This is a genomic window from Novosphingobium tardum (assembly GCF_042652045.1).
Lineage (GTDB): Bacteria > Pseudomonadota > Alphaproteobacteria > Sphingomonadales > Sphingomonadaceae > Novosphingobium > Novosphingobium tardum.
On sequence record NZ_JBHSDR010000003.1, the window covers coordinates 379198 to 398535 of the forward strand.

General features: G+C 68.1%; 20 protein-coding genes. 10 read left to right on the forward strand and 10 right to left on the reverse strand.

From position 1 onward, the window contains the following. Positions 1-14: 14 nt before the first annotated feature. Positions 15-689 carry a peptide-methionine (S)-S-oxide reductase MsrA gene (msrA, locus tag ACFO0A_RS01915; RefSeq protein ID WP_379537289.1) on the reverse strand — a complete coding sequence of 225 codons (675 nt, stop codon included), beginning with the start codon at positions 687-689 and terminating at the stop codon, positions 15-17. Further along, positions 686-823 (reverse strand): hypothetical protein, encoded by a 138-nt coding sequence (locus ACFO0A_RS01920; protein WP_379537290.1) that lies wholly within the window; start codon positions 821-823, stop codon positions 686-688. The genes msrA and ACFO0A_RS01920 overlap by 4 nt, the downstream gene beginning before the upstream one ends. A 131-nt stretch (positions 824-954) precedes the next feature. Between ACFO0A_RS01920 and ACFO0A_RS01925 the strand changes: the two genes are divergently transcribed. Continuing rightward, a complete protein-coding gene (locus tag ACFO0A_RS01925; RefSeq protein WP_379537291.1) occupies positions 955-2556 on the forward strand; it encodes a phytoene desaturase family protein in 1602 nt (533 codons plus the stop codon). Between the two features lie 21 nt (positions 2557-2577). On the opposite strand, the gene purH is transcribed toward ACFO0A_RS01925, so the two are convergent. The 3 genes from purH to rpe are packed head-to-tail and all read right to left on the reverse strand — an operon-like array spanning position 2578 to position 6758. Then, the gene (purH, locus tag ACFO0A_RS01930) at positions 2578-4167 is read right to left on the reverse strand and encodes a bifunctional phosphoribosylaminoimidazolecarboxamide formyltransferase/IMP cyclohydrolase (protein ID WP_379537292.1); all 1590 of its coding nucleotides are present in this window, start codon (positions 4165-4167) and stop codon (positions 2578-2580) included. Between the two features lies 1 nt (position 4168). After that, entirely contained in the window at positions 4169-6091 is a 1923-nt protein-coding gene (locus tag ACFO0A_RS01935) for a heparinase II/III family protein (RefSeq protein ID WP_379537293.1), read from the reverse strand. Positions 6092-6095: 4 nt separating this feature from the next. Further along, complete coding sequence (gene rpe / locus ACFO0A_RS01940) at positions 6096-6758, reverse strand: ribulose-phosphate 3-epimerase (RefSeq protein ID WP_379537294.1); 663 nt, start codon at positions 6756-6758, stop codon at positions 6096-6098. A 194-nt stretch (positions 6759-6952) separates the two neighbouring features. Between rpe and ACFO0A_RS01945 the strand changes: the two genes are divergently transcribed. The 9 genes from ACFO0A_RS01945 (at position 6953) to ACFO0A_RS01985 (ending at position 14467) form a co-directional block, all read left to right on the forward strand. Next, positions 6953-7603, forward strand: coding sequence for a hypothetical protein (locus ACFO0A_RS01945; protein WP_379537295.1), 651 nt, complete (start codon positions 6953-6955; stop codon positions 7601-7603). Beyond that, positions 7581-7844, forward strand: coding sequence for a hypothetical protein (locus tag ACFO0A_RS01950; protein ID WP_379537296.1), 264 nt, complete (start codon positions 7581-7583; stop codon positions 7842-7844). Before ACFO0A_RS01945 ends, ACFO0A_RS01950 begins: the two co-directional genes overlap by 23 nt. Next, complete coding sequence (locus ACFO0A_RS01955; RefSeq protein ID WP_379537297.1) at positions 7841-8110, forward strand: PqqD family protein; 270 nt, start codon at positions 7841-7843, stop codon at positions 8108-8110. Before ACFO0A_RS01950 ends, ACFO0A_RS01955 begins: the two co-directional genes overlap by 4 nt. Before the next feature lie 8 nt (positions 8111-8118). Then, complete coding sequence (locus ACFO0A_RS01960) at positions 8119-8586, forward strand: lasso peptide biosynthesis B2 protein (protein WP_379537298.1); 468 nt, start codon at positions 8119-8121, stop codon at positions 8584-8586. Between the two features lie 182 nt (positions 8587-8768). After that, the gene (locus ACFO0A_RS01965; protein ID WP_379537299.1) at positions 8769-8900 is read left to right on the forward strand and encodes a hypothetical protein; all 132 of its coding nucleotides are present in this window, start codon (positions 8769-8771) and stop codon (positions 8898-8900) included. 232 nt (positions 8901-9132) lie between these two features. After that, positions 9133-10884 (forward strand): asparagine synthase-related protein, encoded by a 1752-nt coding sequence (locus ACFO0A_RS01970; RefSeq protein ID WP_379537300.1) that lies wholly within the window; start codon positions 9133-9135, stop codon positions 10882-10884. Between the two features lie 10 nt (positions 10885-10894). Beyond that, complete coding sequence (locus ACFO0A_RS01975; protein ID WP_379537301.1) at positions 10895-12640, forward strand: ATP-binding cassette domain-containing protein; 1746 nt, start codon at positions 10895-10897, stop codon at positions 12638-12640. After that, the gene (locus tag ACFO0A_RS01980; protein WP_379537302.1) at positions 12637-13839 is read left to right on the forward strand and encodes a nucleotidyltransferase domain-containing protein; all 1203 of its coding nucleotides are present in this window, start codon (positions 12637-12639) and stop codon (positions 13837-13839) included. Before ACFO0A_RS01975 ends, ACFO0A_RS01980 begins: the two co-directional genes overlap by 4 nt. Positions 13840-13987: 148 nt before the next feature. Further along, positions 13988-14467, forward strand: a complete 480-nt coding sequence (locus ACFO0A_RS01985) for a DUF2141 domain-containing protein (protein WP_379537303.1) — start codon at positions 13988-13990, stop codon at positions 14465-14467. Positions 14468-14488: 21 nt separating this feature from the next. Here the strand turns inward: ACFO0A_RS01985 and ACFO0A_RS01990 are convergent, their stop codons facing one another. The 5 genes from ACFO0A_RS01990 to ACFO0A_RS02010 all read right to left on the reverse strand — a co-directional run bounded on the left by ACFO0A_RS01990 (position 14489) and on the right by ACFO0A_RS02010 (position 19220). Further along, complete coding sequence (locus ACFO0A_RS01990; RefSeq protein ID WP_379537304.1) at positions 14489-15217, reverse strand: phosphocholine cytidylyltransferase family protein; 729 nt, start codon at positions 15215-15217, stop codon at positions 14489-14491. Between the two features lie 43 nt (positions 15218-15260). Beyond that, entirely contained in the window at positions 15261-16361 is a 1101-nt protein-coding gene (locus ACFO0A_RS01995) for an inositol-3-phosphate synthase (RefSeq protein ID WP_379537305.1), read from the reverse strand. 73 nt (positions 16362-16434) lie between these two features. Beyond that, positions 16435-17235 (reverse strand): nucleotidyltransferase family protein, encoded by an 801-nt coding sequence (locus tag ACFO0A_RS02000; RefSeq protein ID WP_379537306.1) that lies wholly within the window; start codon positions 17233-17235, stop codon positions 16435-16437. Then, positions 17232-18140 (reverse strand): hypothetical protein, encoded by a 909-nt coding sequence (locus tag ACFO0A_RS02005; RefSeq protein ID WP_379537307.1) that lies wholly within the window; start codon positions 18138-18140, stop codon positions 17232-17234. Before ACFO0A_RS02005 ends, ACFO0A_RS02000 begins: the two co-directional genes overlap by 4 nt. Before the next feature lie 21 nt (positions 18141-18161). Further along, positions 18162-19220: a diacylglycerol/lipid kinase family protein gene (locus tag ACFO0A_RS02010; protein ID WP_379537308.1), complete on the reverse strand. Its 1059-nt coding sequence runs from the start codon at positions 19218-19220 to the stop codon at positions 18162-18164. Positions 19221-19338: the final 118 nt, after the last annotated feature.

The window sequence follows — 19338 nt, forward strand, 5'->3', positions numbered from 1 at the left end:
CGAAGCTGCGCAAATCAGCCCGGGGTGAACGCGGGTTTGTAGACCGCGGGGTACAGCCGCTTGAGCGCCGCCACCTTGGGTGCATCCCAGTGCACGATATAGGGGTAGGTCGGGTTGTTCTGCATGAAGTCCTGGTGATGCGCCTCGGCCGGATAGAACCCACGCGCCGGCTCGATCCGCGTGACGATAGGACGGTTCCACAGCTTCGCTGCCTTGAGCTGCGCGAGATAAGCAGAGGCAACGCGCGCCTGCTCGGCGTTCATCGGCATCAGCGCATTGCGATACTGGGTGCCGGTGTCCGGACCCTGACGATTGAGCTGGGTGGGATCGGTCACCACCGAGAAGAAGATGCGCAGGAGCTGGTCGTAACGGACCTGCGCCGGATCGTAGGTTACCCTGACCGCTTCCGCATGCCCGGTGTCGCCGCCGCTCACCCGATCGTACGAAGCAGTGGTCGCGTTGCCCCCGGCATAGCCCGAGACCGCACTGGTAACGCCGCGCACGTGACTGAACACGCCCTCAACGCCCCAGAAGCAACCGCCGGCGAAGATCGCGGTTCGCGGGCCCTTGCCCTCGGCGGAGACGACGCGGGCTGCAGGCGCCGCGACAACCCCTTCGGCCTGGGCCGGGCTGGTGCAGGCGGCGACCAGAACGGCCGCACCCGCCACCGCGACGCCTAGCGCCTTCACTGGTGTGCGGCGGGAATTACGTGGGAAACGATCTGGGCACGTGCCTCGCCACCGATGCTGGCTGCAAGACCTGCGGTACCGATCAGGAAACCGATCAGGAAGGAGCGGAAGAGGTCGGGTTTGAACAGGCCCATCGTCGTGTCTTTCGTTGCGTGTCGTTCGGTCTTTGTGTCTCGTCCGCAGACTAGGCGAATCGGGCTTGCCCTGCTGTGAACGCGCGCACACGGCACTGTTCAGTCGGCGAAGCGACGGGAAAGATCGACGAATGACGGATGGCAAGGGCCTCGACGCTGTGATCGTGGGCGGAGGCCATAACGGCCTCGTCTGCGCATTCTATCTCGCGCGAGCGGGGTTCCGCGTGCGGATCTGCGAGGCGCACCACACGCTGGGCGGAGCAGCGGTCACCGAGGAATTCGCGCCCGGCTTTCGCAACTCGGTGGCGAGCTACACGGTCAGCCTGCTCCAGCCCAAGGTCATCGCCGACATGGCGCTGCATCGCCGCGGTTACCGCGCGGTCGAGCGCCCGATAGCGAACTTCCTGCCGCTGTCGGTCCAGCCGGGCGATTACCTGAAACTGGGAGGCGGAATGGCCAAAAGTCAGGCGGAGGTCGCGAGGTTCTCGGCCGCCGATGCCGCCGCCCTGCCGGCCTATTACGCGGCGCTGGAACAAGTTGCCGATGTCGTGCGCGCGCTTGCCCTGCGCATCCCGCCTGACGCCGGCGGCGGCATCAAGGGCATGATCGACGCCGCGCTGCAATCGCGCGTTCTCGCACGGCTCGATCTGCCCGGCCGGCGCGAGGCTTTGGCGCTGTTCACCCGCTCGGCCCGCGAATACCTCGATGGCTGGTTCGAAAGCGCACCGCTGAAGGCCGCGCTGGGCTTCGACGCCATCGTCGGCAATCATGCCAGCCCGGATACGCCGGGCAGCGCCTATGTCCTGCTGCACCACGTGTTCGGCGAGGTGAACGGCAACAAGGGAAGCTGGGCCCATTCGATCGGCGGAATGGGCGCGATCACCCAGGCGATGGCCGAGGCGTGCCGCGAGGCTGGCGTGGAGATCGGGCTGGAACAGTCCGTCGAGCGCGTCCTGGTGGAGAGCGGCAAGGCCGTCGGCGTGCGGCTGGCGAGCGGCGAGGAAGTCCGCGCGCACCGGGTTATCGCCAACGTGGGCCCGGCGCTGCTCTATCGCCGTCTGATCGAGCGCTCGGCGCTCCCCGGCGATTTCGCGGTGGCAATGGACCGCTTCGCCACCGGCAGCGGCAGTTTCCGGATGAACCTGGCGCTGTCGGAACTGCCGCGCTTTTCTGCTCTGCCCGAGCCAGGCGAACACCATTCCGCCGGAATCGTGATCGCACCCAGCCTCGACTACATGGACCGCGCCTATGCCGATTCGCGCGCCTTCGGCTGGTCGCGCGCGCCGATTGTGGAAATGCTGATCCCGTCCACTGTGGACGACAGCCTGGCGTCGTCGGGCCAGCACGTCGCCAGCCTGTTCTGCCAACAGTTCAATCCGCGCCTGCCCGACGGAAGCGACTGGGACGCGCGAGAGGCGGAGGCGGTGGAAGCGATCCTGACCACGATCGAGCATTACGCGCCCGGTTTCCGCGAGACGATCGTCGGGCGCCAAGTGCTCAGCCCCAAGGGACTGGAACGGCGCTTCGGACTGGTCGACGGCGACATCTTCCACGGCCGGATGAGCCTCGACCAGCTATGGGCGGCGCGCCCGGTGCTTGGGGCTGGGTCCTATCGCGGACCGCTTACCGGGCTGTGGATGTGCGGCGCGGGGACCCATCCGGGAGGTGGCGTGACCGGCGCGCCCGGCCACAACTGCGCCCACGCGATCCTCAAGGCCGGACGCAAGCTCTGAGGCCCGGCGCGGCAGCCGGCATCAGTGGCGGAAGTGACGTATCCCGGTGAAGACCATCGCCAGGCCCGCGTCATCGGCGGCGGCGATAACCTCGTCGTCGCGGATCGATCCGCCGGGCTGGATCACCGCAGTCGCTCCTGCCTCGGCAGCCGCTAGCAGGCCGTCGGCAAAGGGGAAGAACGCGTCGGAGGCGACCGCGGAGCCTTTCGTGCGCGGGGTGTCCCAACCGAACTTCTCTGCTGCCTCGGCCGCCTTCATCGCCGCGATGCGCGACGAATCGCGCCGGTTCATCTGTCCCGCACCGATGCCCGCGGTTGCGCCGTCGCGGGCATAGACGATGGCGTTCGACTTGACGTGCCGAGCGACGGTCCACGCGAACATGCAGTCGTTCAGTTCCTGCGCAGTGGGCGCGCGTTTGGTCACTACCCGAAGGTCGGCTTGCGTGATCGCCCCGTTGTCGCGTCCCTGCACAAGTAACCCGCCCGTGATGGGCTTGACCGACAGGCCCGCGCGCCGCGGATCGGGCAGGTCCCCCGTCAAAAGAAGACGCAGGTTCTTCTTCTTGGCGAAAGCCGCCAGCGCCCCTTCGTCGGCATCGGGCGCGACGACGACTTCGGTGAAGATAGCGCAGATCGCCTGCGCGGTCGCCTCGTCGAGCGGACGGTTGACCGCGACGATCCCGCCGAACGCCGAAACATCGTCACAGGCCAGTGCGCTTTCCCATGCTTCGCGCAGCGTGGCTGCCTGCGCGACACCGCACGGATTGGCGTGCTTGACGATCACCACGGCGGGATCGCCGCCCCTGAACTCCGCCGCCAGTTCGAGCGCGGCGTCGGCATCGGCGTAGTTGTTGTAGCTCAGCTCCTTGCCCTGGACCTGGCGCGCCTGCGCGATGCCGCGCCCGTGCGGGCCGACCGGGGTATAGAGCGCGGCGCGCTGGTGCGGGTTTTCGCCATAGCGCAGTTCGGTCACCCGGCGGCCGTTCACGCTCAGCATCTCGGGAAACAGTTCCTGCTGGTCGGCGAAGGCAAACCACTGGCTGATCATGGCGTCATAGGCGGCGGTCGCGGAGAAGGCGCGCGAGGCCATCTTGCGGCGGAATTCGAACCCGGTCGCGCCGTCGTTTGCCGCAAGTTCCCCGATCAGCGCCGGATAATCCGCCGGATCGGTGACGATCGTAACGAAAGCGTGGTTCTTCGCAGCCGAGCGGACCATCGAAGGCCCCCCGATGTCGATGTTTTCGATCACCTCTTCGCGTCCAGCGCCCTTCGCCACTGTCGCCTCGAACGGGTAGAGATTAACCACGACGAGATCGATCGCGCCGATCCCGTGCGCTTCCATCGCATCGGCATGTTCAGGATTGTCGCGCACCGCCAGCAGGCCGCCATGGACCATCGGATGAAGTGTCTTGACCCGGCCGTCCATCATCTCGGGAAAACCGGTCAGGTCGGATACGTCGCGAACGGTCAGCCCAGCATCCCGCAAAGCTTTCGCGGTTCCGCCGGTGGAGACCAGTTCGACCCCGCATGCGGCGAGCGCCTGACCCAGTTCCGCCAACCCGGTCTTATCCGAAACCGAGAGGAGCGCACGGCGGATCGTTACAGCATTCACTTCAAACGTTTCCCATCTTCTTCAGCAGCCATGAGAAGCTGCCGCCCCCGCGCGAGACGAGGCCCTGAATCACGAGCTGGCGGGTGCCGACCGGGCGCCCCTGTCCATCGGCCCACAGGCTGTCGTCAATAGACAGCTCGCCGCCTTCCGCGCCCCCGCCCGAGCGGAACTGCCAGTGGCTGCCGTCGGGGAGCTGCAATGCCGCGCCCTGTCCGTCCTCGGACAGGAAGGGTTCCACTCCGGGGGCGAGGTGGAAGCGGATCGCGAAAGCAACCTTGCCGCGCCGTCCGCGCCGTCCCACCGGCACAAGCTGGTCCTGGCCAAGCAACTCCGTCCCGTCGTCGCGAAGCATCAGGATCCGGCGATGGGTCAGGCCATAGCGCGCGGCATAGCCATCGTGCGCGGCCTCGATCCGGGTGGCGCCGATGCTCTTCTGGCCGGGGCCGTTTTCGCCTGAGATCGCGCGACGGTCGACTTCCACCTCGGACACCCCGGCGCCGAGGCGGCCGTTGATCAGGACCGCGGTGGAATTCATGTCGTCAAGCGCAAGCGTCGAGTGCGCTGCGGTGGCGCGCAGCCCCTGGGCGAGGCGCACGGGGATCTGGCCGCCGGCAAAGGCCGCGCCGCCGCAGTTGACGATGATCCGCTGTGCGCCCGCGCTCAGCTCGAAAGCCAGGGCAGAGGCGCACCCATCGCGCGCATGGCGGGCGAGCGGCGGCGGCGCCGCGTCGACGATCAGCACCGACGCCTGGGAGCCACGGCCCGCAACCACCCGCTGGTAGCCCCATTGCCGCGCATCGCGCAGCGGACGGGTGCGGACGCCGCTCGCAGCGATCAGCGCCTCGACCCGCGCAGCCTCGACCCCGCCTGCGCCCTGCCAGCTGGACAAGCCGCCATCGCCATGAAGCACCCCCAGAAGCGGGGGAACGAGCAGGCCCAGCATCGCCTGCACCGCTTCGGGCGGATCGCGGCGCGTCGCGCGATAGCAGGCCGACAGCCGGACGAGCAGCCCGATGGCCTCCATCTGGGCCAGGGGACTACGCGACAGAACCCCGCCATCGTCGCCCACGAGTTCGCCCAGCGTGCGAACCAGGCCCGCCTCGCCATAGAGGCGGCGCGGCTTGCCCTCGGGCAGCAACAGGCCCGCCGCGACGATCGCGCACCACCCGGCAAGCTCCGCCAGGCGGTCCTCGGCCTTGCCGACATGGCGGTCGAGCCAGCGCGCGGTATCGGCAAGGGCGGTGAGCGTGCGTCCGCGCAAAACCTTGTCCCGGCCCGACAGCAGCAGGGGCGCGTGGATGAGCCAGGCCAGCAGGCGATGGCCCGCGTTGCCGACGGTCCACGCCGGTCCCCCGCGACCGAAGCTGCCGGGCCGCGGATTGGCATCGAGCCAGGCAATCAGGATACGCTCCGCCACGGGCGCCCCGGCTTCACGCGGGGCACTGGCGGAAAGATCGTCGAGCCACCGGAAACCGTGGACGTGACGTTCAAAGGGCGGCGTGAGGGTCCGTCCGGCAAAGCTGGTCTCGGCGATCGCGACCTTGCTGCCGTGAAGCAGGAAATGCCCGGCACGCAGCGCCATGCCCGCTGCACGATCCCCCCGCAGCGGGTTGGAGACCGTGGCCAGCAGGCGCAGCCGGGGCGACTTGCGCCAGGGCGATTGCAGCACCCCGCCCGGAACCCCCGCGCGGTAGGCCAGCCGCAGCAGTCGTTCGCCCGCGCTGAGCGAGGGCGGCGCGAAATCGGCCAGCGCGAGTGCGCGGCCCGGCTCGATCACTTCCGAACCATGGCCCGCCGGCGCATCGTCGGGGAGATGGATCATGTCGTCGCGCTTGCCGGCAGGCAGCGGCAAGGCAGGTGCAGAGCCGCGCGCGGCCGCGGGGCCTTCTGCCAGCAGCGCGTCGCTTTCGCCACCGCCGCCCATCGTCTCAGTGCCCGCCGCGCAGCGCGGCGATATTTTCGGCGTAGCGCTGAGGTCCGCCGCGGAAGGTCGCGGTTCCCGCGACCAGGACGTCCGCGCCTGCTTCTATCGCCTGCGTCGCCGTGCCGACGTCGATGCCGCCATCGACCTGCAGACGGATGTCCCGCCCGGTCTTGTCGATCATCTTGCGCACCGCCTCGATTTTCTTGAGCTGGCTGGCGATGAAGCTTTGCCCGCCGAAACCGGGATTGACGCTCATCACCAGCACGAGGTCGATCTCGTCGATCAGGTAGTCGAGCATCTTGGCCGGCGTGGCGGGATTGAGCGAGACGCCCGCCTGCTTGCCCAGTGCCTTGATCGCCTGGACCGTGCGGTGGGCGTGGGGTCCCGCTTCGGGATGGAATGTGATGATGTCGGCCCCGGCATCGGCGAAGGCCGTCAGGAACGGATCGACCGGCGCGATCATCAGGTGGACGTCGAGCGGCTTAGCGGTGTGAGGACGCAGCGCCTTCACGACCGCCGGCCCGATGGTGAGGTTTGGGACGAAATGACCGTCCATGACGTCGACGTGGATCCAGTCGGCGCCGGCTTCGTCGATCGCGCGCACTTCTTCGCCCAGCCGCGCAAAGTCGGCCGACAGGATCGAAGGAGAAATGAGCGGTCGGGCCATTCCCTTGCGCAGTTAGCCACCACCCCTTGTGCGGACAAGCGCGATTGTGCCGCTTTTCCACACAAGATGTCGCGTTTCGGGGCAGGACGAGGCCCTTTCGGGCGGTACTGCCGCGCGCGATTGACCTTGCTTGCGCCGCTGATAGACCGGCTTGGTCCAGCAAGCTGCTGCCCGCAAGGAACTTTCCGCCGCCCGTGTCGCCAGAACCTGCCCTTCGCGACCCGCCTGCCAGTGACCTGGCGCTCCCCGCCGCCCGGCTGATGGAGCGCGAGACGCGGCGGCGTTTCGCGCCAGTCGCGGCGGTCCTCGACGGGATCGCGGTGGAGCCGGGCCACTCCCTCCTGCGCGGCGACGCCTTCGTGCTCAATGCCGGGCGCGACATCGTGTTTCACTATCGGCGCGGCGAGGGCGTGACCGTCTCTGCTCCTCCCCAAGCCGAGGCAGGCGAAGTTGAGCTTTGGTTCAACGGCAGCGTCTATGCCGCCATCGCCTCTCTCAACGGTCTGTTGCCGTTCCACGCCTCTGCGATCGCGCACGAAGGCCGGGTCCACGCCTTTTCCGCCCCGCCCGGCGGCGGCAAGTCGACCCTGACCGCCGCGCTGGGGAGGGAAGGCTTCGCGCTGTTCTGCGACGATACCCTGATCCTCGACATCTCCGATCCCGACCGCATCATGTGCCTGCCGGGTCACAAGCGCCTGAAGCTCTGGCCCGATGCGCTCGACCTGACAGGTGCCACTGGCGAGGAGCAGGTGTCGGCCGGCTATCCCAAGGTTTTCGCCAGCCCAAGTGCCGGAGCGGTGTCGCAAGCTGCTGCTGGCCGAAATGGTCTTTCTCGAGCGGGCTGATTCATGCCGGCTCGATCCGCTTCCCCCGGCCGAGCGGATCGCCCGCTTGCAGGACGATCACTATACCGCCATGCTGTTCGAACAAGCCGGCGGCCTGTCGCGCCGCGAACGGTTCCTCCAGCTCGCGGGCGTTGCCGGGCGGATGCCGATGGCAAGTTTTTCCCGGCCGTTCGAACCCACCCGCTTCAAGGAAGGCGTCAGGTTCATCGCCGCACACATCGGGCAGCAGGACAGATCGTGACCAAGGTGCTGGCCAAGAACATCGACCGCTTCGTCGAGACCGAGATCGACGAGGAAACCGTCGTCATGGACCTTGAGAGCGGCAGCTTCTTTTCGCTGCGCGAAAGCGCCCGCGCGATCTGGTTGCTGATCGACGGAACCCGCTCGCGCGATGCCATTCTTGCCGCGCTCGCCGCCGAGTACGAAGCGCCCGAGGCCGAACTTGCCATCGACCTCGACGGCTTCATCGCGACCTTGCGCGAAGCCGGTCTGATTACCGGCGGCTGATCGCCGCGATGAACGAGGCCAAGGCCCGCGGGACCGCGCGTGACGCTTGGATCGGCCGCGCCCGCACCGCCGAGGCCGTGGCGGCACTTGCCCTGGCGAGAATTCTCGTCGCTTTCGTTCCGTTCCATGTCTGGCGTTCCCGCTATGGCAGCATTGTGCCGGTCGGGCCTTTGGTCGTGGCCTCCGCGGCGGACCCCCAACCGCAAAACCTTGCTGCGCGCAGGCTGGCGCGGGCGGTGGACCGGGCCGCGGCGCGGCTTCCTGGTGCCTCCGTGTGCCTGCCGCGGGCAATGGCCCTGCAAGCCCTGCTCATCAGCCGGCGCATCGGCACAACACTTGTGCTCGGGGTGTTGCCGGGAGCGCAGCGGGGATCGATCGACGACCTCCATGCATGGGTCGCGGCGGGCGGAGAAATCCTGATCGGCGGGGACCTTTCCGGACACGTTCCGTTGCTTGCTCTGCAACGCGAGTTCTAGGTGCACCGCAACACGTCGGGATGACGTTTGCGCCAAGAGTTTGAAATTGGCGGAAACCAAGCGACAATTCAGGCGTTTCTTCTGCAATGCAGCATTGACCGGCAGCTAAATTTCAGACACATCCCCCGAAAGCCTGATGTAAATCCGCTGAATCGCCTCGCGATCGATCCTGGAGTTTTATTATGCGCAGTGCACCGGTTAACGAGAAGTCCGCTCCCAAGACCTGGACGAAGCCGGCACTCGTGCGCGTCGGTACGATTTCTGACGTGGCGGGCGTCACGGGCGGAGCGCAGAACAAGAATCAGGCGAGCTGATCACGCCCCTTTGCTGCCCTTCATGACTGGATAGCTTTCGTTGATCGCCTGCCTTCGGCTCGGCCCTGGAGATTCCCGGCCGGCCGAACCGGTTTCGCGATCGCTTGGCCTTTTCGACGGAGCGCCAGCAGCGCTCGCCTCCGAAGGCCGGTTTCACTTCTTCACCACACCGCCGTTCGGTACCCGCAGGCCCGCGCCCGGCGCACGGCAGCGCGCCCGGCCGGACCGGTTCGTGCCTGCACGCAGCCCTGGTGGCTCGGTGGTCCTCTTTCACGGCTGGCTCGACAATCGCGCCGCGCTTGCTGACCGGTTGGGCGTGCCGCGTGATACCGCGCCTCCCGTCCTCTATGGCCTGGCAGTCGAGAAGCTGGGCGACGACGCAGACCTAGCCGCAATTGGGGACTATTGCGCGATCACCGCCGACCCGGCGACCGGCCGGACCCGGCTTTCGCGAAGCGCGTTGAACGCGCCGCCGCTGCATTATCATCACGACGGCGAGTTGCTCGTTGCCTCCTCCGTCCCCCGGGCGATCTTTGCCGCCGGCGTGCCGATGGCGATCGACGAGCAGAAGCTCGCCGACAGTCTCGTCGGCAATTTTCGCGAGGAGGAGCGGAGCTTCTATCAAGCGCTGGCGCAGGTCCCGATCGGCGCGACCGTTACCATCGGCACTGCGCCCGCAAAGGCCCGGCGCTTCTATTCGCTCGCCAATGTGCCGCCAATCGCCCCGATCAGCGACGAGGACTGCATCGCCAGAGCACGCGAACTTCTGGCCGAGGCGACCCGCTGCGCGCTCGACGGGTTTGCTAACCCGGGTATCTGTCTTTCGGGCGGTCTCGATTCGGCGCAGATAGCTGCCGAAATGCTTCGCCAGATGCCCGATGGCCAGCGGCTCCCCAGCTTCACCTTTACTCCGGATCCCGACTGGGACCGCGAGATTGGCGACGATATCATGGGGGACGAACGCCCCTTCGTCGAAGCTTTCGCGGCGCAGCACCCTTCGCTCGACCCGCATTTCTTCGACAATGCCGGGATCGGCTTCGACGAGCGCATGGACGACATGCTCCTGGCCACGGGAGTCCCCGCTTCGGGACTGCCCAACATGTACCATTATCACGCGCTGTGGCGCGCCGCGCGCGACGCAGGCTGCGACATGATGGTCGTCGCCGACTTCGGTAACCAGACCTTCAGCAACGACGCGCGCTGGGCCTATGCGGAGTTCTTCCGCCGCGGCCGGTGGATCGAGCTTTACCGTCTTCTGCGCGACAGGCCCGGAGACGGGCGCTCGGTCCTCCGCAAGTTCCTGTCGCTGTGCGTGCTCAATGCGCTGCCGATGCCGCTGCATCGCCTGGTCCGGCGGATCGTCCACGGCTCAGCCCCGACCAGCCGGCGAATGACTGCGATCAATCCGCAGTTCGCCGAACGGACTCACGCGTTCGAACGGCTCGACAGCGGTACGCATCACTGGGACCGGTATGCCCCGCGGACCCGGCGCGAGGAGATCACGCGCGAATTCTTCAACGGTAACCCCGAAAGCGAGGACGTGCGCCAAGGCTTCGAACAGCTCTATAACGTGGCGTGGCGGACCATCCCGGCGTATCGTCCGCTCGTGGAATTCTGCTGGAGTCTTCCGACCGAAAAGTTCGCCCGCGGCGGGGTAACCCGCTGGCTCGCCCGCGCCATGGCCGAAGGTGTGCTGCCCGACGAGCAGCGAAGCAATCTGCGCATGGGCCAGCACAGCGTCGACTGGCACACCCGCATCGGGCGAGACCGCCAGCGCTGGAGTGACGACCTCGCCCGCTGGGAAGAGATTCCGCAGGTTGCCGAAACGGTCGACCTTGGCCGGATGCGACGCCTCCTGAACGAGGATTGGCCCACCCGGACGAGCTGGAACCGCGACGTGTTCCTTTCGATCGCACTCGGCGTGCCGCGCGCGATCATGAACGGCCGCTTCGTGGCGATGGTCAACGGCCGCAACGATCGCTGAGCGCAAGAGGATGGCCTCGCGATCCGTCAGCCATGCGCCGCCTTACGCCGCCGGTTCGAGCCGGACCCTGGCCGGCCTCGTGCCGCGCGGCCGGCTTGTCGCCTATGCGGCGATCAGCCTCCTCGTCGCGCTCAGCGAAGGGATCGGGATCGTCCTGCTGGTGCCGTTGCTGGGCTCGCTCGGGCGGACCGGCGCGGCGCCCAGCGGTCCTCTCGCCCGCGTCCTTTCGCTGCTTCCGCCTGCTCCTGGGCTTGCCGCGATGCTGGCGCTCTTCGTTGTGCTTGTCGTGGTTCGCGCCGCGCTCCAGTTCGCACGCCTTACTGAAGGCACGCGCCTGCAGCGGATCGCGGTTCGCAGGCTGCGCCGCCGGGCGGTTGCGGCACTGATCCGCGCGGACCTGCGCCAATCGGGACAATGGCGCCAGGCCGAGGTGACCAGCCTGCTGGTCAACGAAAGCGAGCGGATCGCGCTGGGGATCGGCGATCTTGCCGGGGCCTTTGCCGCGCTTGCCACGCTGGGCATCGCCTTCGCGGCGGCGCTGCTGCTGTCGCCGCTTGTCGCGCTGACTGCGCTGGCCGGCGGAGCGGCGGTCGTCGCGGCCTACGCCTCCTCCCGCCGCCGCTCGCTGGCGCATGGCACAATGCTCACGGCGCTCAATGCCGAACTCCACCAGCAACTCGCGGACACTCTCGGCGCGCTGCGTCTGATCAAGAGCTTCGGCGCGCAAGACCGCAGCCTTGCGGCGCTCGACGCGATCGAGCGCGAGGCCGCGGATGAGCGGGTCGCCCACCAGGCGATGGTGGCGCGCGGCCAGGCGCTCCTCCTCGTCGCAGGTGCGATCCTGGCGGCGGTGCTGGTGTGGCTCGGCATTCGCCAGTGGCACACCGCGCCCATCGTCCTGCTGCCGCTCATCGCGCTGTTCGCGCGGGTACTGCCCCTGCTCGACGGGCTGCAGGCCCATTGGCAAAGCTGGCGCGCGGCACAGCCCGCGCTGGGCGCGACGCTGGCGCTGATCGGCGCGGCAGAAGACGCGGACGAGACTGCGGATGTTGCTGCCCGGATCGCACCGGCTCCCGACCGCGAGATCGCGCTCAAGGGCGTCTCCTTGCGCCATGCCGGGAGAGTGCGGCCGGCGCTCGACCGGGTGGACCTGGTCCTCCCCCTGGGCAGCGCGACCGTACTTACCGGCGCTTCCGGCGCGGGAAAGAGTTCGGTCGCCGATATCCTGGGCGGCCTGATCCAGCCGGATACGGGCGCGCTGACGCTGGACGGCCGAGTCCTCGACCCCGCCGAACGCGTAGCCTGGCGTGAGCGCGTGGCTTACGTCCAGCAGGAGCCGATCCTGTTTCACGCGACGATCCGCCAGAACCTCCTCTGGGCGGTCCCCGACGCCGACGAGACCCGAATGGTCGCGGCCCTGCGCGGCGCCGCTGCGGGCTTCGTGCTCGACCTGCCGCTAGGACTCGACACCGTGGTCGGCGAGGCCGGACGGCAACTTTCGGGGGGTGAGCGCCAGCGCATCGTGCTCGCCCGCGCGCTGCTGCGCGAGCCTGTGCTGATGATCCTCGATGAGGCGGCGAGCGCACTCGATCCGGCTAGCGAGGCGGAGATCGCGGCAGCGGTAGGCCACATGCGCGGGCGGATTACCCTGCTCATCATCGGTCACCGCGGCGCGCTGACCGCGCTGGCGGACCGGCAGGCGCACCTTGCCGAAGGCCGTATTTCCACGACTCACGCCAAGGTCGCCGCGGCATGAGCGTGCTGCCGGGTTCGCTCAAGGCAATCTTGCTCGCGATGTTGGGGGGATCGCCCCCGCCGGCGCTGAGCGAGGGGGAATGGGCGACAGTCGGCGCGATGGCGCGGCAGCATAGGCTTGAGCCGATGCTAGCGTGGCGGGACGGCCCGAACACGGGACCGCGATGGGCGGTGCCGGAAGCGGTTGCGGCGCGGTGGCGCGAGGCGCTCGACCATTCCGCACGCCAGAGCCTCGCTCAACAAGCGGCCCTGCGCCTGCTAAGTGCATCGTTAACCGCCCGCGGCATTGCCTTCGTCGTTCTCAAGGGCGCACGCCTGGCGTGGTCGGTCTATCCGGCGCCCGCGCTGCGCCCGATGCGCGACCTCGATGTCCTCGTCGCCCCACAGGACCTTCTGCCTGCCGCGCAGGCGCTGGCGCAGGCAGGGTTCAGTTCCCCTCTTGCGGAGTCGGCCCTGCTTGCGCGGGCGATGGCCGAGGACAAGCACCTGCCGCCGCTGTGGCACGAGACATTGGGGGTTGCGGTGGAGCTCCATCACCGCCTGACCGACTTGCCCGCGCGGCGGGCCTACCACGTTCCCCAGCTCGATCCAGCGGCGATGCTCGCCGGAGCCGAGGCGGTGGAGCTCGGCGGGGTGGCGATGCCCTGCCCGCGGCCAAATGATCTGCTCGCTCACCTCATGGTTCATGCACTTTATGGCCACAGGCTCGACTGCGGCCCGCTGGTGCTGGCGGACATCCATTTCCTGCTGGACCGCGAGACGATCGACTGGCGGTCGTTCTGGGAAGCGGCCCGGCAGGATCGCTGGAGCCGCGGCGCGGCGCTGTTGCTGGCCTTGGTAGAGCGTCGCTTTAGCACGCACGGCGCGGTCTTGCCGCCCGATGTCGTTCAACCGCCCATCGAGATGATCGAGGCAGCCGAAGAGGCCATGCTCCAGGACCTCGACGAGAGGGGCCACGGCGAGGCAATGGCCGACCTGTTCGCAGCGCGGTCGCCCGCGGCGCTGGGAGGGGCGATCCGGCGCCGGCTCACGCCCGATAAGCAAGTGACCGCCAGCGAGGGCGAGGGAATGCCTGCCTGGCGGTTCTGGCCGGTTTGGGCGTGGCGCAGGATTTCGCGCTTGGCCGACAGGGCTCGCGACCCGCGCGTGGCGGCCGAAGCGCGCCAGGCTGCGGCACTGCTGCGCTGGCTCCAGTCCTGAAGGTCCGCCAACGGACAATTCACAGGCGGTTCACGCCCTGAAATGCTATAGCGCCACCTCGCCGTTCGGCCGCCATTGCCGGCAGGACAGGCCGCCGCGATGGCGGACTTGGCGAAGTTTCGATGCAACAACCGGGATTTTTTCGATCATGAACAAGCCGCAACGTCTCCGCGCCGCGGCGCTCGCGCTCGTCTCCGCTGCAGCGCTTTCGGCGCCCGCGGCGCATGCCCAGTCAGGCTGCCTCGGGGTTCCCAGCGCGACTACGCTCAATGTCTCGGTCGAAGGCGTGCGCAGCAGCAGCGGACTGATGACGATCACGCTCTACGGCGACGATTCGCGCCAGTTCCTGGTCAAGAAGGGCTCGATCAAGGTCAACCGCACCCCGGCGCATGCCGGGGTTACACGCGCCTGCATCTATGTGCCCAAGCCCGGCGTCTACGCCTTGGCCGTCTACCACGATGCCGACGGCAGCCGGAAGCTGAACCGCAGTGGCCTTGGCCTTCCGACCGAAGGCTACGGCTTCTCGAACAACCCGCGCACGCTCGCCGGGCTTCCGTCGTTCAGCTCGGTGCGGCTCAATGTGCCCAAGAGCGGGCTGACCACCCACATCCAGATGAAGTATCCCTGACGCGCCCTCGCGCGTCAGCCATCAACGGAAATAGGCCGGCGCCTGCGCTTCCGCGATTGCGTGGAAGTGCGGGTCGTCGACGTCGAGCCACCACGCGCCCGCGATCTCCATGGTCGCGGCGCGACCGGCGTCGGCAAGGCGCTGCATCCCGTCCGACAGGCTTCCCGCCGCGCCGTCGGCAATCGCCGCCTCGATCGCCCGGGCCAGTTCGGGCGTCGCGAGGAAGGCGCCGCAATCGACCGCATCGTATTGCGTCAGCGACTTGCCGATCGCGCTGATCCGCCCGCCTTCGCCAAGCCGTACCCAGGTCGCGTCGTCTGGATCGACGAGCGGATTGTCCAGCCGCCGGTCGACCGCCAGCGTGACGCCACGGTCGGGCGCGCCTTCACCGCGCAGTCGCTCGAGAATCGACCGCTCGAACAGGTGGTCCGCCATCATCAGCAGATAGTCGCCGGAAATGCGCGCGGCGCCGGCGATCACCGAACGACCGTTGGGCATGCTCCAGTCGGCAAGGCGCTCGGCCACGATCTCGATGGCGATGCGCGGAGCAAGGGCGGCGAGGAAGGCTTCGAGCTCTTCGGCACGATGGCCTGTGACCACCACCACCCGGCTGATACCGGCGGCAGCGGCCTGCGCGATGCCGCGCTCGATCAGCGGCACCCCCGCGACCGGGGTGAGAGGCTTCGACGCGGAAATGCCCGCAATCCGCGTGCCGTAGCCGGCAGCGATGATCAGCGCGTCTGTCGTCATCGAAGAGCGAACGAGCCGGGATCGCGCCCGGCCCGATCGAACCTTACTCTGCGGCGATCGCGGTGTCGGCGATGAATTCGTTGACCATTTGCGCGGCCAGGTCGTCGTTGTACTGCACCGGCGGGTGTTTGCAGAAATAGGCGCTCGGACCGGCCAGCGCACCACCCTCGCCGCGGTCCAGCGCCAGCTTGCAGCACCGGATCGCGTCGATCACGACCGCCGCCGAATTGGGGCTGTCCTCAACCGACAGGCGAAGTTCCAGGTTCATCGGCACGCCGCCGAACAGCTCGCCTTCCATGCGCAGGAAGCACAGCTTGTTGTCCTTCTGCCATGGCACGTAGTCGGACGGGCCGACGTGGATGTTCTCGTCCGCGAGCCGCTGCGCCAGCATCGCCTGGACCGCTTCGGTCTTTGACGTCTTCTTGCTGCCCAGCCGCTGGCGATCGAGCATGTTCATGAAGTCGGTGTTGCCGCCGGTATTGAGCTGGTAGGTCCGGTCGACGTTGACGCCGCGCGCGCCGAACAGGCTCGACAGCACGCGGTGCACGATCGTGGCGCCAAGCTGCGCCTTCACGTCGTCGCCCACGATCGGCAGCCGCGCCTTGCGGAAGCGCGCCTCCCACTCGGGCCGGCTGGCGATGAACACGGGCATGCAGTTGACGACCGCGACGCCGGCCTCGAGCGCGCATTCCATGTAGAACTCGGTTGCTTCCTGCGACCCGACGGGGAGGAAGTTCAGCATCACCTCGGCGCCGCTCGCCTTGAGCGCGGCCACCATCGATTCCCGGGTCGCCTCGGGCTCGTCGGCCACGATGAAGCCCAGGTCGCCGTGGTCAGTCATGTGGCCGGCCACACCGTCGAGCACCTTGCCCATGATGACCTTGTTGCCGGTGGGCGGCACGTCCTTCTGGAAGACCTTGGTGCAGTTTGGCGCGGCGAAGATCGCCTCGCTGATATCCTTGCCGACCTTGCGGGCATCGACGTCGACGCCAAGGACCCAATCGACGTCACCGGCGCCGTAGCCTCCGATCACGTCATGGATCAGCCCGGCGGAGGTGTTCGATTCCCGGTAATATGCGGTTCCCTGGACCAGCGAGCTTGCGCAGTTCCCAACGCCAATGATGGCGGTCTTGATCGGCTGCATTCAATTCTATCCTTATGGCCAGCGCCCAATGAACCTTGGGGGCGACGCGAAACGTCCCATTTCGCAAAACCCGTCATAAAAGCAACTTGTTTCCCTGAACCACCCCTGCACGGTCATCCCCGCGGGCAGCAACGATCCGCCTTGCGTCGGCCAGATCCGCGGGTTTGTCCACGTCGACCGCGGCGAGTCCGTCGCGCGCGGCGACCACCGCGGCGGCGAGGCCGTGACGTCGCCCGAGCCGGGTGACGGCATCGGCCAGGCCGAGCCTGCCCAAGGCATAGCTTGCCAGCATCGCGGGGCCGAGCCGCGCGGCCAGGCGCCATGGACGCTTGCGATCGGCCTCGACCCGTTCCCACAGCGCGATGCCGCGCGCGGTCTGGGGGGTGGCGAGGTGGAACAGGTTGCAGCCCGACCAGTCGCCGTCGGCGAACCGGAGCCAGGTCCGCCGCGATCCGGGCATCGCCTCTTCAACCAGGGGGCGCTGCGCGAGAAGGACGGCGACATCGGTTCCGGCGGGAATGTCAGCGAGGAAATCGGTCACCCACCCGGCCTCGAGCAGGCCATGGTCCGCAGTCGTCACCAGAAGCGGCGCACCCAGTTCGGCAAAGGCAAGCGCCACGCTGGCGCTCGGGCCGGCCGCAGGTGGAAGGACTTCCATGCCGAGCGAGGTCCCGAGGTCGACGACCTGCGGGTCGCTTGCGGCCACGGCAATCCGCGCGATGCCGGCGTCGCGCAGGGCCGCGCCGACCCGGGCGAGCAGGGGTCGATCGCCGATCCGGGCCAGCGCCTTGTGCGAAACCCCTTCGGCCACAGCGACCGGATCGGGCCCACCGGGCCGCGATCCGGCGAGGATGAGCGCGGCAACCGGGTTCACGAACCGGCGCCCCTGGCAGCACGGCGGGCGCGCCAGACGCGCCAGAGGACACCCGGAGCGGCGAGCACGGGGTGCCGCTCGCGCCACGGCGTCAGGACGACCGGAACACCCGTGTGGCGCTCCACCTTCCAGGCAGCATAGCGCGCGGCCCCTTCGAAGGTCGTGGCCGCACGCACCAGGCGGACGAGGTTGAGGGGGCGACCCAGTCGCCGCCGCAAGGCCCAGCGGCGCAACAGTGCGGCCCGTGCGGCCGGCACCAGCGCGGGACGAAGAACCTGACCATCGCTCTCAGCCGCGATCCCTGCCGCTGCGAGCGCAACCGGCAGCAGGCCGGCGAAGTGCGCAGGGTTCGCGGCGAGGATGGAATCCTCTCGCCCCGCCTTTTCGACCCTGAATTCGGCGGCGTAGGTCGCGCGGAACAAGGCGCGCCAGAACTCCTCGGCAGATCCCTGGGTCGGACCGAGCGCAACCGCCAGCCGCGCCGCGGTGATCGCGGCCGACCCCACGGCTTCCGCAATCCGGGCGCGGGCGGCATCGTCGCGGACCCATGCCAGCGCACTCGGCTGCACGAACCGCGCCCAGATGGTGGTGTCGATCGTCTCGCCCGACGCCGCCGCGTCGAAGGTCGCAAGGGTCATCGTCGCCACCTTTGCGCGAAGCACTTGGCCGCCCGTCCCGCGTTCGTGGTAGCTCACTCGCGGCCAGATCCCGCGCTCCACCTCACCCGGCAGAAGGACGTAGAAATCCAGCACGCCGTCGAGCGCGCCAGTGCGCAGGTTCGAGCCGTAGAACAGCACGCCCAGCGCCCCCGCGGTTTCGCCCAGCTCGCGCGCGAAAGCGCGCACGGGCTCGACCACGGGGAGCGCAAGCATGGCGGCTATGCGATCGGCGAGCAGCGGGGTCACGGCTGGGTCACTGGGACCGGTTCAGGGAACCACGAAGCGCAGCGGCTGTCCCTGACGCAGGACATAGCAGCCTGCGGGAAAATACTCGCCGTCGAGAATGAAGCGATCCTCGAGCGCGAGTTCGATCTCGTCGGCATCCGCACGATGCGCGCCCATCTCTTCCAGCCAGGGCTTGTGAAACCCGGCGAGGAGCGCAGGTAGCATCGACATCAGGCGGCGCAGCGGAAAATCGATGGTCGCCAGCTTCAGGCCGGGCCGAACCGGACCGAATGGCTTGAGGCCCAGCGGAAAGCGTTCGAGCGTGGAGATGAAGGTGAGGAAGCGCCGATCGGTGCCACCGCGTCCGCTGTGCGCCAGCGGGCGGCGCTGGCGACCGAGGCGAATACTCATCCGCGTGCCTTGGCGATAGGGGTTGGCATTGCCCGCGAACATGCCCTGGAGGACGACCCAGGCACTGATGAGGCCGACTGCGAACGAATTGAACGCACCCCGGCGATGCGCCTTCTGCACGCCCTGGCTTGCGGTGGTGAACACACCGGCGCCCAGGATGAAGCCGCGCACGCGCCCGTCGCCGGCGGTGCCCGCCTGGCAGTCTTGTTGGGTCACGACCATCGGTCGACGCTCAATCGTGTGGCCGCCGGCCACCGCGTCGAGCGCTTCGCCGAGCGACCACACGTTGGGCAGGCCGAGGTCGACTGCGAGCGCGTTGGTCTTGCCCTTCGGCAACACGACCAGGGTAGGCCAGTGATCGCCGAAAACCTCTTCGCCGCAGGTGATGACGTCGCGAACGGTCCCGTCACCGCCGTCGACGACGAGGTAATCGATCCCGCGACGCGCGAATTCAATGAGGGTGTGGCACAGCGCCTCGCGGGTGCGGGGCGTTTCGACCAGAAGGTTGGGCCGGTTCGCCAGTTCCAGCTCGCGCCCCCGGTTGCGGTGGCTGCGAGGATTGCGGATGATGCCAATCAGGGGTTCGGCAAGCAGCAGCCGGGCACCCCGATCGGGCCTGATCGAACCACGACTTTCCGCGAGGCTCGAGGCCCGCGGAAGCTGATCGAATTCATGAATGAAGCCGTGCACGATGATTTCGCCTTACCCTCGCGCGACCGCCTAATCACTACAGTTTTTTTACATGTCACGCGCGCAGGAAACGCGCGCCGCGGGAATTGGCGCCCGAGATCTCGGCCCGGCGGACAAA

What these genes read in the sequence shown, in the direction of transcription:
- ACFO0A_RS01925 (WP_379537291.1), top strand. Translation starts at nt 955, where the DNA reads ATGACGGATGGCAAGGGCCTCGACGCTGTGATCGTGGGCGGAGGCCAT.
- ACFO0A_RS01975 (WP_379537301.1), top strand. Translation starts at nt 10,895, where the DNA reads ATGGCCTCGCGATCCGTCAGCCATGCGCCGCCTTACGCCGCCGGTTCG.
- ACFO0A_RS01985 (WP_379537303.1), top strand. Translation starts at nt 13,988, where the DNA reads ATGAACAAGCCGCAACGTCTCCGCGCCGCGGCGCTCGCGCTCGTCTCC.
- ACFO0A_RS01980 (WP_379537302.1), top strand. Translation starts at nt 12,637, where the DNA reads ATGAGCGTGCTGCCGGGTTCGCTCAAGGCAATCTTGCTCGCGATGTTG.
- ACFO0A_RS01995 (WP_379537305.1), bottom strand. Translation starts at nt 16,361, where the DNA reads ATGCAGCCGATCAAGACCGCCATCATTGGCGTTGGGAACTGCGCAAGC.
- ACFO0A_RS01935 (WP_379537293.1), bottom strand. Translation starts at nt 6,091, where the DNA reads ATGGGCGGCGGTGGCGAAAGCGACGCGCTGCTGGCAGAAGGCCCCGCG.
- ACFO0A_RS01990 (WP_379537304.1), bottom strand. Translation starts at nt 15,217, where the DNA reads ATGACGACAGACGCGCTGATCATCGCTGCCGGCTACGGCACGCGGATT.
- rpe (WP_379537294.1), bottom strand. Translation starts at nt 6,758, where the DNA reads ATGGCCCGACCGCTCATTTCTCCTTCGATCCTGTCGGCCGACTTTGCG.
- ACFO0A_RS01950 (WP_379537296.1), top strand. Translation starts at nt 7,581, where the DNA reads ATGGTCTTTCTCGAGCGGGCTGATTCATGCCGGCTCGATCCGCTTCCC.
- ACFO0A_RS01960 (WP_379537298.1), top strand. Translation starts at nt 8,119, where the DNA reads ATGAACGAGGCCAAGGCCCGCGGGACCGCGCGTGACGCTTGGATCGGC.
- ACFO0A_RS01965 (WP_379537299.1), top strand. Translation starts at nt 8,769, where the DNA reads ATGCGCAGTGCACCGGTTAACGAGAAGTCCGCTCCCAAGACCTGGACG.
- ACFO0A_RS01920 (WP_379537290.1), bottom strand. Translation starts at nt 823, where the DNA reads ATGGGCCTGTTCAAACCCGACCTCTTCCGCTCCTTCCTGATCGGTTTC.